Source organism: Methylobacterium sp. M6A4_1b (assembly GCF_053345175.1).
The window spans coordinates 142456-154927 of the sequence record NZ_JBKEZQ010000007.1; the positions used below are offsets into that span (position 1 = coordinate 142456).

The window sequence follows — 12472 nt, forward strand, 5'->3', positions numbered from 1 at the left end:
GCGCTCACGCCGCCCTCCGCGCCAGCGCGTCGAGGGCGGCGGCGACCGCATCGGCATCGAGCCGGCGGATGACCGGTCCCGAGGTCCAGACCAGCATCGGCACCACCCGGTGGCGCGGGTAGATCTCCGCCAGGAGCGCGGCGTAGAGGGCGATCTGTCCGGCCTCCGCGCGCGGCAGCGGCGCGTCCTCCCGCGGAGGCCGGCCGGTCTTGAAGTCGGCGACCCAGACCGTGTCCCCGGTGATCGCCAGGCGGTCGACGCGGCCGAAGACCGGGCGCGAGACCCCGCCGACCACGACCCGCCCCGACAGCGTCACCTCGGCCCGGGCCTCCCGCGCGAAGAGGGGCGCCAGGTCCGGCTCGTCGAAGAGGTGCAGGGTCGCGGCGACGATGCCGTCCTGCTTGGCCCGATCGAATCCGGGCGCGCGGGCGCGCACGAAGGCGCTCGCGGCGGCCGCCCGCTGGGCCGGCTCGATCCGCGGCAGATGCTCCACCAGGGAATGGATCAGGGTCCCGCGCCGGCGCGCCTCGCCGTCGGCCTGCCGCTGGCCCGGCTCGCGGCGGATGTCGGCGGCCCCGAGGGCGCCGGAGGGCGTCACCGGCGGGGCGGCCTCGATCTCGGCCGGGACGGGGGCCTCCAGCCAGGCCGGCAGTTCCGGCGGCCCGGGAACGGCGGAGGGGGCCGGGGCCGGCGCTTCCGCCGCGCCGCCGTCGCGCCACAGGGTGGCGGGGCCGTGGGGCGTCTCCAGCCCCTCCCCGGGGCCGAAGGAGCGCTCCAGCCCGGTGCGGATCATCTCGCACCAGGCCGCCTCGCTCGGGGCCTCGTGCCCGCGATAGGGGGCGACCACGAGGCGGTCGGCGGCGCGGGTCATCGCCACGTAGAGGAGGCGGTTGTGCTCCTCGCGGGCTCGGGATTGCAGGGTGGCGCGGGCCTGGGTGACGGCCTCGCAGTCGCCCGCCCTGGCCCCGGCCCAGATCGGGGGCAGCGGCGCGGCGCCCTGGCCGAACCGCGGCACCCCCGGCAGGAGCGGCAGCAGCGGCGGGTCGTTGCGCCCCAGGGCCTCGCAGCCGTCGATGACGACCACCACCGGCGCCTCGAGCCCCTTGGCGCCGTGGACGGTCATCACCCGGACCTCGTCGCGACCGGAATCGAGGTCGCGCTTGACCGTGTGGCCGCCCTCCCCGCGCCCCGGCACCGTGTCGTAGCGGGCGAGGAAGCCGCCGAGGGAGGGGGCGTCGGGCGCCTGCTCGGCCTGGGCCGCCGTCATCAGGAAGACGTCGATGGCATCGCCGGCCTCGCCGCCGAGGCGGGAGACCAGGGCGCGCCGGCCGCCCCGCGCGCCGAGCAGCGCGGCGTAGAACCCGAACGGCCCCTCGCAGGCCGCCAGGTCGATCCAGGACCGCAGGGCCGCGTGCCCCCGGATCGCGGCCGGGTCGCCGGCGGCGGCGTGCCGGGCGAGCGCGTCCTCCAGGGTCTCGTGCAGGTCTCGACGGGCCGCGATGCGCACGAGGTCGTCGTCGTCGAGCCCGACGAGGGGCGTCTTCAGGGCGCCGGCGAGGGTCAGGTCGTCGGCCGGCAGGAGCCCGGCCCGGCCCACCGCCACGAGGTCGTTGACGGCGATGTGGGCGGCGATGTCGAGGCGGTCCTGGCCGGCGACGGGCACGCCGAGGGCCTTCATGGCACGGATGACCTCCTCGAAGGCCGCCGACCGCTTGCGCACCAGGATGAGGATGTCGCCCGGGCGCCAGACCCGGCCGGTCTCGTCGCCGCGGGTGATCCAGGCGAGCGCCGCGCGGGCGACCCGACGGGCGGTGACGATGGCCGGCGCGTTGGTCTCGGGCGCGTCGACCGGGGCGGCCCAGGCGTCGGGCTCGGGCTCGTCGGCCGGCTCCTCGATGGGCCAGAGCTCCACGGTGCCGGGCGCCGCTGTCCGCGCCGTGCTGTGGGTGGTGCCGACGGCCGCGTCCTCGAAGGACAGGCCCTCGTAGTGCTCGGGAACCGCGAAGGTGGCGTCCACCGCGCGCAGCACGCCGCCGGCGGAGCGGAACGACAGGTTCAGGTGTACGTCCTCGAAGGCGAGGTCGGCCCCCTCGGCCGCCCGCTGCCAGGCGCGCCGGGTGGTCTCGAACTCGCGGGGCTCTGCGCCCTGGAAGCTGTAGATCGACTGCTTGGGATCCCCCACGGCGAAGCGCGTGCGGGCGATCTCGCGGGCGCCCTCGCCGGAGGCGAATTCGGCGGTGATGCGGCGCAGGATCTCCCACTGGTGCGGGTTGGTGTCCTGCGCCTCGTCGATGAGCACGTGGTCGACGCCGCGGTCGAGCTTGTACAGGACCCAGGTGGAATCGACCCGGCCGAGGAGGTCGAGGGTCTTGTGGATCAGGTCGTCGAAGTCGAGGGCGCCGAGGCGGGCCTTCTGGGCCTCCACCCGGCGGTGGATCTCGCCCGCGAGGGTGAAGAGCGCGTGGGTGCGTTCCAGGGCGCGCACGCCGCGCAGGGCGTCCTGCAGCGGCTCGAGCCGGTCGCGCTCGTCGCGCAGGGCCTGCTTGGCCTCCTCCGGCACCGCCTTCGTGCCGAGGCTCTTGTCGGCTTTCGGCGCCCCCTCCTTGGTGAAGAAGATCCCGAGATAGCTCTCCAGGGCCTCGCCGGGCGAGGCCGCCGCCTCCACCGCCAGGAGCCTGTCGGCGATGCCGTCGTCGGTGGCCTTGCCGGTGCGCAGCCGCCCGGCGAGGTCGGTGAGATCGCCCAGCACGCCGTCCAGCATGCGCGCCTCGATCGCCGCGGCGCTGTCCCCGGGCCGGACGCCGAGGGCGTCGGCCAGCGCGGCGAAGGGTCCGTCGAGGCCGGAGCGGCTGTCGAGCACGTCCCGCGCCCGCATGGCGCTGCGGATCGCCTTGCGCAGGGCATCCCCCGTCGCCTCCGGCCCGACGACGGCCAGCGCTTCGCCGAGATGCGGATGCCGGCCGCCGATGGCGTCGGCCAGCACGTTCCCGGTCTCGATCCGGAAGGCCTCCGCCGCCTGCGTCTCGTCCAGCACCACGAAGCGGGCCGGCACGTTCGCCTCGAAGGGGAACATGTGCAGCAGGCGTTCGCAGAGGGCGTGCAGGGTCTCGATCTTCAGGCCGCCCGGCGTCTCCACCGCGCGGGCGAACAGGCGCCGGGCCACCTGCAGGGTCTTTCGCGGCGGGCGTTCGCCCGTGAGTTCGGTGAGTTCGGCCGTGAGCGTGGCGTCGTCCAGCGTCACCCAGCGCCCGAGCACGCGGAAGACCCGGATCGACATGTTCGCCGCCGCCGCCTTCGTGAAGGTGAGACAGAGGATGCGGGCCGGGGGCGCCCCGTCGAGGAGCAGGCGCACCACCCGGTCGGTGAGCACCTTGGTCTTGCCCGCGCCGGCATTGGCCGAGACCCAGGCCGAGGCCCGCGGGTCGGCGGCCCGGCGCTGGGCCGCCTTGGTGAGGTCGTCGACGACGAAGGCTTCGCGGACGGTCATCCCGCTCATCGATCCAGCCTCATCCGGTCCCTCGGCTCGGGCGGGACGTCGGGGGCGCCGTCGAGCAGGGCCAGGGCCGCGTCCACGTCCGCGCGCCCGGCACGCGCCTGGAGCGCCTTCAGGCCTCGGCGGTGCCCGAGGCCTTCCGCGATGAAGGCGACGAGCAACTGGTTGATGGAGACGTTGTCCTCGTCAGCCGCCGTCTTGGCCTGGGACATGACGTGGTCGGGCAGGCGGAGTGCGAAGTTCGGCATGGCCCATCCTCGTATCTGTCAGCGGGTCAGGTAGGCTTGCGGTGCCATCGCCTGAAGGCCGAACGCCGACAGGACCGGGTTCCGGAAGTGGCGGTCGTGGGTCAGGATCGGCTCGGCTCCGGCGGCCAGGGCGCACTCGACATAGAGATCATCCTTCGGATCATCCAGGTACGGCCCGGAACCAGGGCAGGGTCAGGACAGCGGTCGCGCACAGGGCATCGAGGATCGCGTCGATCCCGGCCTCGTCGATCCCGGGCGCAGGACCCAGCAGTCCCGGCCGTTTGAGGACTTCCTCGTACTCGAGAACCATCGCGGGTGAGAGCCCGAACGAAAACCGGCGGGCGAGCAGACCACGCAGCACGACGTGGGATGCTCCGTTGCGTGATCGAAGCGCGCCAAGCACGACGTTGGCATCGACGACGATCATGTTCACACAATGATATCGCGGGCGATGTCGGGCAAGATCGAAACCCGGCTCGCGCCGCGGATTGTCTCAGACGTCCCCCTCGCCGCCGAGCGACCATTCGAGCACCCGGGCGAGGTGGTCGTAGTCGCCGTAGGACTTGGCGTATTTCGGATAGGGCCGCGAGGTGTAGGCGGCCTCGCCGGTGAGGAAGCGGGCGACGAGGCCGCGGAAGCGCGCGACGTGCTCGGCCACGATGGCGGCGACCTCGCGCTCGTCCCCGCGCGGCGGCTTCACCGCCAGGGGCTCGAAGGGTTTGCGGCCGCCCGAGGCGTGGACGTAGAGGAGGTCCGGCGTCAGCGTGGAGGCCGGAAAGCCGTCGAAGGCGCCGGCCATGAGCATCGCCGCCTCCAGGGTGAGCTGGGGCGAGAAGCCGGCGAAGACCTCCTTGTTGCTCGGCGGCAGCCCGGTCTTGAAGTCGACGATGCAGGCCCCGCCGTCGCGGCGGCGCTCGATCCGGTCGGCCCGTGCCCGCAGGGTGAAGGTCTCGGCGCCCATCGGGATCACCCACTTGCCGGAGATCTCCGGGTGGACCCGCGCCAGCTGCGCCCGGCGCTCGACCTCCCAGGCCAGGAAGTGCGCGGCCAGCCGCTCGTAGCGCGGCCACCACTCGGCGTAGAGTTCGGGGTAGGTGTCGGAGATCGGCCGGAAGGCGTTGAGGGCGAGGCTGAACAGACGCTCCACCGCCGTCTCGGGCAGCGCCTCGGGATGATCCTGAGCGAACTGCCCCAGGATCTCGTGGATCAGCGTGCCGCGGTCGGCCGCGCCCGGCTCGGCCGCCACCGGGTCGAGCGGGTCGAGGCCGAGGACGTGCCGGGCGAAGATCACGTAGGGGTCCCGCACCAGGGTCTCGACCTCGGTGACGCTCAGGGAGCGCGGGAACAGGGCCGGGTCGGGCTTCGGCCGCGGCTGCTTCAGGCGGGCCTGCGCCGGGCCGGTGCCCTGGTCGAGGGCGGCGGCATAGGCCGAGAAGCGGCGCCCGGCGTCGAGGGCCCGGTTCCAGCAGGCGTCGCCCGTGAAGGCGCGCAGGCGCTGCAGGAAGCGCGAGGGCACGGTCGGCGCGCCTTCGCGCTTGGCCGCCCGGGTGATCAGCGCGTCGTGGTGGCCGAGCGCCTGCACGAAGTCGTGGGCGCTCTGGCCGATGCGGCGCTCGGGCGGGTTGAGGCCGATGCGCTCGCGCATGGGCCGGTTCAGGAAGGCGTCGGTGGTGGTCTTCATGGGCCAGACGCCCTCGTCGAGGCCGCCGAGCACCACCCGGTCGACGCTCATCAGCCGCGCCTCCAGCAGGCCGAGGATGCGCAGGCGCGGATGCGGGCGCCCGTCGCTGCAGGCCACCATCCGCTCGCGGGCGAGGGCGGTGAAGAAGGCGGGGTAGTCGCCGAAGCGACCGGGCAGCAGGCCGGGCTCGGCCATTTCGAGGTCGTCGAACAGGGTGTCGAGCACGCCCAGGGAGGCGTCGTCGACGGCCTCGCCCTCGGCCGCGTCGATCAGGATGTCGAAGGCGGCGCGATGCGAGGCGGCGTAGGCCACGAGGTTGCCGACGCCGCGGTGATCCGCGTCGAGGAAGCCGCCGAAGGCCAGGTCCAGCCGGTCGAGGAGGCCGGCGGCGAGGTCCCAGTCGCGGTCGGTCAGGCGGCGCTTGGCCCGGGGCCGCCGCCCGGTGGCGGCGCGCTGGTCGGCGAGCGCCTGCCGCAGCCCGGCGAAGCCCGGCGCCGGGGCCGGCCCGCGCAGGGCGCCGATCTCCAGGGCGGCGGCGGCCCGGACCACGTCGCTGCGCGGCATGCCGAGGCGGACATAGGGATGGGACAGGAGGGTGATCAGCCGGGCCGGCTGGAGATCGGCCGCGACCTCGGCGGCGAGCCGCGCCAGGCGCCCGGCCCGGCTGCGCGACAGGGCCTCGCCACCCGAATCCTCCGCGACGATGCCCCAGCGGGCGAGTTCGGCCGCGACCCGGAGCGCCAGGGAGCGGTCCGGCGTCACCAGGGCGGCCGTGGCGCCGGGAATCTCCAGGGTCTCGCGCAGGGCGATGGCGATGATCAGCGCCTCCTCCCGCTCGTCGCTGGCCTCGACCACGGCGAGGCCCTGCATCCCCGCCTCGGCCAGCCGGGCGCGCTCGGCCGGGTCGAGGGCGGCCCAGGCCTCCGTGGTCTCGGCCGGCCGCAGGGCCTGCGACAGCAGGCCGAAGCGGGCGCGGGCCTGGGCGGAGGGGTCTCCGAGGGTCGCCACCAGCGCCCGGTCGCGGTCGAGGCAAGCCGGACCGAGAAGGCGGTGCAGGATCGCCTGCGGGTGACCGTGGGCGATCTCGCGCGAGACGCCCTCGCCGGTCTCGATGGCGTCCCAGCCGGCGGCGTCGAGGGCGTCGTCGAGGCCCGGCAGCACCACGGCGCCGCGCGGCAGCGCCGCCACCGCGGCGATCAGCCGGGCGGTGGCCGGCACCGATCCGGTGGAGCCGGCCACGATCACCGGATCGGTGGGGCGGTCGCGGACGAGCCGGTCCGCCTCGGCCAGGACGAGGCGGCGCGAGCGCGAGACCGGGTCGCTCATCCCGCGCTCGGCGAGGATCCCGGGCCAGGCCTCGGCGGCGATCTTCACGAAGTCCAAGGTCAGGCCGAAGTAGCGCGAGTACTCGGCCTCGACGGCGCCGCCGATCTCCGCCCAGGGCAGGCCCTCGACGGTGAGCGCGTCCATCAGCCGTTCGAGGTCGGCGGCGAGCCCGATGGCGTCGGCGGGGGATGACGGGACCAGAAAGGGCACGTCGTCGTCGATGGGCAGCAGCGTGCGGTCCACCGCCTCGGCCCAGCCCTGGACGAGGCGCGCGAGGATGAGCCGGCGCTCCAGGGGCGGCATCGCCGGGGCGAGGAGGTCGGGGCCGTTCTCGAGGAGCGGATTGGCGGCGAGGTCCAGTTCCGCCTCGTCGGCCTCGCCGAGGGGCACCATCCGGGGCAGCAGGGCCGCCTGGCCGAGGCGCGCGGCGAGGATCGCGGCCAGCGCCCGCACCGCCCGCTGCGTCGGCAGGTAGAGGGTGACGGAGGCGAGCGCGAAGGGGTCGTCGCCGATCGCGCCGACGAGGCGCCCCGAGATCAGGGCATCGGCGAGGGTCGGCAGGAAGGACGCACCCGGCGGGATCGAGAAAACGTGGGGGGACGAGACGTCTGAGGTCGGCATCTCACCCTCCATGCCACCAAATCCCGTGCCCTGGAATGCGACGCCCTGACGGATCGGGAGCCTGCGCTCAGATCGTCGGAGCCGTGGACTTCACCCGCGCCTCGGCCGCCGTGATCGCTTCCGGCGTGCCGACATGGAGCCATTGCCCGTCGAGGCGCAGGCCGTGCAGGCGGCCGGCCGCGATGGCGCGGTCGAACACGAGGTTGAGGGAGAAGGCGCCTTCGGGGGTCCCGGCGAAGAGGCCGGGCTTCAGGATGGCGACGCCGGCATAGATGAAGGGTGCCACCTCGCGCTCGCCGCGGCGCTCCAGGGCGCCCGAGGAATCCATCACGAAGTCGCCGTTGCCCTCGTAGCCGAGGCTGGTCGCGGTCGGGGCGACGAGGAGGAGGATGTCCATCGCCTCCGGGTTCCAGGCGGCGATCAGGCGGCCGAGATTCGAGTCCGGCCCCTCCAGCCAGAACGAGTCGGCGTTGAAGACCACGAACGGGTCGTCACCGAGGAGCGGCAGGGCCTTCTTCACGCCGCCGCCGGTCTCGAGCAGGACGTCGCGCTCGTCCGAGAGCACGATCTTCGGGGCCGTCCGGCGCTTGCCGACATGGCCTTCGATCAGGTCCGCGAGGTAGTGGACGTTGACCACCGCCTCGGTGATACCCCCCTCGGCCGCCCGGTCGAGGGCGTGGTCGAGGAGCGCCCGTCCGGCCACCTCCACCAGGGGCTTGGGCACCGTCGCGGTGATCGGGCGCATGCGCTTGCCGAGACCCGCCGCGAGGACGAAGGCGCGGGTGATGGGGGCTGTGTCGGACATGGCGGCTTCGTCTCGTGCAGAAGGTCTCGGGCGGGCGCGGGCTGCCGTCCGGCAGCCTCACGCGGGCATCGCGGGGCCCTGAGCGCCCTCGCCCGGCTCGGACGCGCCCGCGGCCTTGGGCACGAGGTGCGGCAGGTGCGCCTCGTGCCAGAGGCGCAGGTGGGTCAGGGCGGGGTGGTTGAGGTTGCGCGCGAGGTAGCCCTCGATGCGCGGCAGATGCGCGAGGTAGGCCGGCTTGCCGTCGCGCCGGTCGAGGCGGGCGAAGATGCCGAGGATCTTGGTGGCGCGCTGGGCCGCGAGCACCGCGTAGGCGCGGGCGAAGGCCTGCATGTCGAAATCGGGCTCGCGGGCGCGGCGCTCGCGCACGTAGAGGCCGAGGAGGCGCAGCTCGAACTCGGCGCTGGCGTCCACCCGCGCATCCTGGAGGAGCGAAGCGACGTCGTAGGCCGGATGGCCGAGGACCGCGTCCTGGAAGTCGATGACGCCGATGCGCTCCAGCCCCTCGCGCTCGGGCAGCCAGATCAGGTTCGGCGAGTGGTAGTCCCGAAGGGTCCAGGTCGGGCGGTCGGGCTTGATGCCGTCGAGCACCTCCGCCCACAGGGCCACGAATTCCGAACGGGCCGCGTGGGGCAGCTCGGCCCCCCGGATCGCCGGGCAGTACCAGTCCGGCAGCAGCTCGGTCTCGAACACCAGGGCTTCGAGGTCGTAGGGCGGCAGCACGTGGTCGATGCCGTCGGCGACCGGCAGGACGCCCGGCAGCTCGGTGGCGTGGAGCTTGGCGAGAAGGCGCACCGCCTCGGCGTAGCGCTCCGGGCGCGGACCGTTGGCGTCGACCACCGGCTCGGAGCCGAGGTCCTCCAGGATCAGCAGGCCCTCGGCGAGGTCCTCGCCGTAGATCCGCGGCGCCGAGAAGCCCAGCGCCCGCAGGCCGCGATCCATGCCGACGAAGGCGTGCACGCTCTCGGCGAGCTTGACGATGGCGCTGTAGGGGCGGCCGTTGCGCACCGGCGGTCCGTCGGCGCGGGGTGGCGAGATCATCAGCACGGCGCTCTTGCCGTCCGGCTTCACCAGCCGCTCGTAGGCGCGCGAGGAGGCGTCGCCCTGCATGTTGGTGCGCGCGGCCTCGTCCCAGCCGCTGCGCACGAGGAGGATGCGGAGCGCGCGGGCCCGCTTCAGGCGGGCGGCCATGCCGCCGCTGCCGTCGATGCGGGCGAAGCGCGCGCCGTCCCCGAATTCGGCCCGCAGGGAGAGGTCGACGGTCAGCATCGGCGCATCGCGGGGTCCGAGGCGCTCGGGCCATTCCACCAGGGTGACGGCGGTCTCGGCCATCTCGTCGAAGCCGAGCTCGACGAGCTCGTCGGGGCTGCGCAGGCGATAGAGATCGGCATGGACGATGGGGCGCCCGTCGGCCGCCTCGTAGGGCTGGATCAGCGTGAAGGTCGGGCTCGGCACGTCGAGGTCCGGATCGCCCACGAGCTCGCGGATCAGCGCGCGCGCCAGGGTGGTCTTCCCGCCGCCGAGGCCGCCGGACAGGGCGACGATGTCTCCCGGCACGAGGAGGCCCGCGAGGAAGCGGCCGAGATCCTCGGTGGCGCCCTCCTCCGGAAGCATGATCTCCCAGGCCGATTTCACCTCACGCTGGGGCGTGTCGGCACCATCCTCGTTCAACGCCCAACTCCTCCATGGCCGTGCGCCGCCGCGGCCGGATCCGGATCGCGCGGAGCCCCGCTGTCATACCGGAGCATCCTTAACCAAATCGCGGGCGGGGCGAAGGCTCCATGGGGATTACGCCGGGACGCCCCCTACTCGGCGGCGTCCCGGCGCGCGCTCGGTTCGGTGATCGGGAAGGTGCAGGTGACGCGGGTGCCGGACCCGGGGGCCGATTCCAGGCTGACCCGCCCGCCATGCAGCTCCACGAAGGAGCGCACGATCGACAGGCCGAGGCCGACGCCGCGGTGGCGGGTGCCGAGCGTGTGGCTCTCGAACCGGTCGAAGACCCGGGCGGCGACGTCGGGCGGCATGCCCTGGCCCTGGTCGGCCACCGCCAGGGTGAGCTCGGCGGCGTCGCGGCGAACCTCCACGCGGACCTGCTGGCCCGGCGCCGAGAAGCCGACGGCGTTCGACAGGAGGTTGAACAGGATCTGGCGCACGCGCTTGCCGTCGGCGACGAAGGTGCCGACGTCGTCGGGCACGTCGAGGGCGAGGGTGATGGCGGAATCGGCGAGCCGGTCCTCCAGGCCGCGCACGGCGGCGTCGACCGTGGCCCGGACGTCGACCACCTCGCGGGTGAGTTCGAGGGAGCCCGCGTCGATGGAGGCGAGGTCGAGGATGTCGTTGATCATCACGAGCAGCGCGCCCGACGAGCGCATGATGTGCCCGGAATACTCGCGCTGGCGCTCGTTCAGGGCGCCGACCGTCTCGTCGCCGAGGAGCTGGGTGAAGCCGATGATGTTGGTGAGCGGCGAGCGCAACTCGTAGGAGACGTGGTTCACGAAGGTGTCGCGCAGCTGCGAGGTGCGCTCCAGGGCGTCGTTCTTGTCCGTGAGCGCGCGTTCCACGTTCACGCTGGCGGTGACGTCGATGAGGGTGAGCAGCGTCGCGCCCTCGGGCAGCGGCTGGGCGGCGCAGTCGAGCACGGTGCCGTCGACGATCTCCAGGCGGCAGGTCAGGCCGGCCCGGCTCTCCAGGCCGGTGATGGCCCCGCGGATGTCGATCCACGGGTCCTCGTCGGGCGAGAGGGTCTGGCAGGCGGCGATGACGGCATCGACGCGGGGGCGCTCGCCCAGGGTCTCGGGGTCGAGGCGCCACAGGGTGGCGAAGGCGCGGTTGGCGAAGGTCAGGCGGCCGTCGGCGCCGAACACCGCCACGGGCTCCTTGAGGGTGTCGAGGGTCTCGGCCTGCACCCGCATCAGGGCGTTGTAGCGGGATTCGAGCTTCATGTTCTCCGAGACGTCGTCGAACAGGTAGGTCAGGCCGCCCTGCGGGTTGGGGTCGGCGACGACCCGCAGCGAGCGCCCGTCGGGCAGGTACCACCAGGCCTCGTTGGCCTCCACGGCGCGGTAGGCGGCGAGCACGTCGGCCTTCCACGACTTGAAATCGGCCTGCTCGGGCAGCTTGCGGGCCGCCCGCAGCCGGTCGAGGATCTCGCCGTCCAGGGGGCGGCCGTCGAGGAAGGCCGGGTCGAGGTCCCAGAGCTGCCGGTAGGCGGCGTTGTGGAAGATCAGGCGCTGGCGGGCGTCGAACATCGCCACGGCGGTGGGCAGCTGGTCCAGGGTGCGGACGTTGGCGTCCATCTGGCGCTGGAGGTCCGCCCGGACGCTCTCCAGTTCCGAGACATCGACGGCGATGCCGACGCGGCCGGTCTCGATGGCGCTCTCGGTGACGTCCAGGGTCCGGCGTCCGCCCGCCACGACCGCGGACAGGCGGTGGGCCGCACGCCCCCCGGCCATCGGGCGCGCGGCCTCGTCCCGGGCGATGAGCTCCCGGGCCTGCCGGTCGAGGAGCTCGACGCCGCCCTCCAGGGCGCGCTCGCGGGTGCCCGCCTCCACCGCCGCCACGTAGGCGAGGTTGACCCAGGCGAGGACGCCGTCGCGGTTGCGGCGCCAGACCGGCTGCGGGATCGCGTCGAGGAGGCTGCCGAGCGCCGAGAGGCCGCGCTTGGCCTCGTGCAGGGTGAGGCGCAGGTCGATCAGCTCGCGCTTCTCGTCCGTGGTCTCCCGCAGCCGCAGGATCGCGCGGCCGGACAGGGCCTGCCCGTGCGCGTCGATGAAGCGGCCCGACTGGGTGCGCAGGCTCAGGCGGAAGCCGGCGCCGCGGGCGCGCAGCGCCTCGACCGCCGTGTTCAGGGCATCGGCATCCACCGCGTGCAGCCAGGTCTCGAAGGCGGGCAGGCCGAGGTCGGCGTCGCCGGGCGCGCGCCGGCCATCGATGAGGCCGACATCGCCCTCGATGGCCGGCGCCCCGCGGCCCGACCAGGTGATGAGGACCTGGCGCTCGGCGTTCAGGAGCATCTCGGCGCGGTCGTGGCACTCGCGCAGGGCCGACAACTCCGTGACGAGGTCGCGCTCGCGCCGCGCCCAGCGGCTGCGCTCGCGCATGTGCAGCAGGGCGACGATGGTGGAGAACACCGTCAGGCCGATCAGGATCGCGAGACCGGCGGCGTTGTGGGTGTGTTGCCCGAATCCCGAGACGGCGGCGCTGGCATCCATCCCCGTCCCGGCCGCCCAGGCCGGTCGGACGGCGACGACGAGAGAGCCGGCGCACAGCAGGGCGCGCGCCGTTGGTTCGACCCTCATGAT

The 12472-nt window shown here is 73.9% G+C and carries 7 protein-coding genes; all 7 read right to left on the bottom strand.

All coding sequences use genetic code 11. The features are described from left to right. Positions 1–4: 4 nt before the first annotated feature. Complete coding sequence (gene addA / locus ACLBWX_RS09800) at positions 5–3496, bottom strand: double-strand break repair helicase AddA (protein ID WP_447676872.1); 3492 nt, start codon at positions 3494–3496, stop codon at positions 5–7. Continuing rightward, on the bottom strand, positions 3493–3741 hold the full coding sequence (locus ACLBWX_RS09805) for a hypothetical protein (protein ID WP_447676873.1): 249 nt from the start codon (positions 3739–3741) through the stop codon (positions 3493–3495). The genes addA and ACLBWX_RS09805 overlap by 4 nt, the downstream gene beginning before the upstream one ends. A 160-nt stretch (positions 3742–3901) precedes the next feature. Further along, complete coding sequence (locus ACLBWX_RS09810) at positions 3902–4168, bottom strand: PIN domain-containing protein (RefSeq protein ID WP_447676936.1); 267 nt, start codon at positions 4166–4168, stop codon at positions 3902–3904. 66 nt (positions 4169–4234) lie between these two features. Beyond that, entirely contained in the window at positions 4235–7369 is a 3135-nt protein-coding gene (gene addB / locus ACLBWX_RS09815) for a double-strand break repair protein AddB (RefSeq protein ID WP_447676874.1), read from the bottom strand. A 67-nt stretch (positions 7370–7436) separates the two neighbouring features. After that, positions 7437–8174: a nucleotidyltransferase family protein gene (locus ACLBWX_RS09820; protein ID WP_447676875.1), complete on the bottom strand. Its 738-nt coding sequence runs from the start codon at positions 8172–8174 to the stop codon at positions 7437–7439. Between the two features lie 57 nt (positions 8175–8231). Further along, entirely contained in the window at positions 8232–9785 is a 1554-nt protein-coding gene (gene tsaE, locus ACLBWX_RS09825; protein WP_447676937.1) for a tRNA (adenosine(37)-N6)-threonylcarbamoyltransferase complex ATPase subunit type 1 TsaE, read from the bottom strand. 191 nt (positions 9786–9976) lie between these two features. Continuing rightward, complete coding sequence (locus tag ACLBWX_RS09830) at positions 9977–12469, bottom strand: ATP-binding protein (RefSeq protein ID WP_447676876.1); 2493 nt, start codon at positions 12467–12469, stop codon at positions 9977–9979. Positions 12470–12472 lie beyond the last annotated feature (3 nt).

Coding starts and splice junctions, on each gene's coding strand:
- addA (WP_447676872.1), bottom strand. CDS start 3,496: ATGAGCGGGATGACCGTCCGCGAAGCCTTCGTCGTCGACGACCTCACC.
- ACLBWX_RS09805 (WP_447676873.1), bottom strand. CDS start 3,741: ATGCCGAACTTCGCACTCCGCCTGCCCGACCACGTCATGTCCCAGGCC.
- ACLBWX_RS09810 (WP_447676936.1), bottom strand. CDS start 4,168: ATGATCGTCGTCGATGCCAACGTCGTGCTTGGCGCGCTTCGATCACGC.
- addB (WP_447676874.1), bottom strand. CDS start 7,369: ATGCCGACCTCAGACGTCTCGTCCCCCCACGTTTTCTCGATCCCGCCG.
- ACLBWX_RS09820 (WP_447676875.1), bottom strand. CDS start 8,174: ATGTCCGACACAGCCCCCATCACCCGCGCCTTCGTCCTCGCGGCGGGT.
- tsaE (WP_447676937.1), bottom strand. CDS start 9,785: ATGCTTCCGGAGGAGGGCGCCACCGAGGATCTCGGCCGCTTCCTCGCG.
- ACLBWX_RS09830 (WP_447676876.1), bottom strand. CDS start 12,469: ATGAGGGTCGAACCAACGGCGCGCGCCCTGCTGTGCGCCGGCTCTCTC.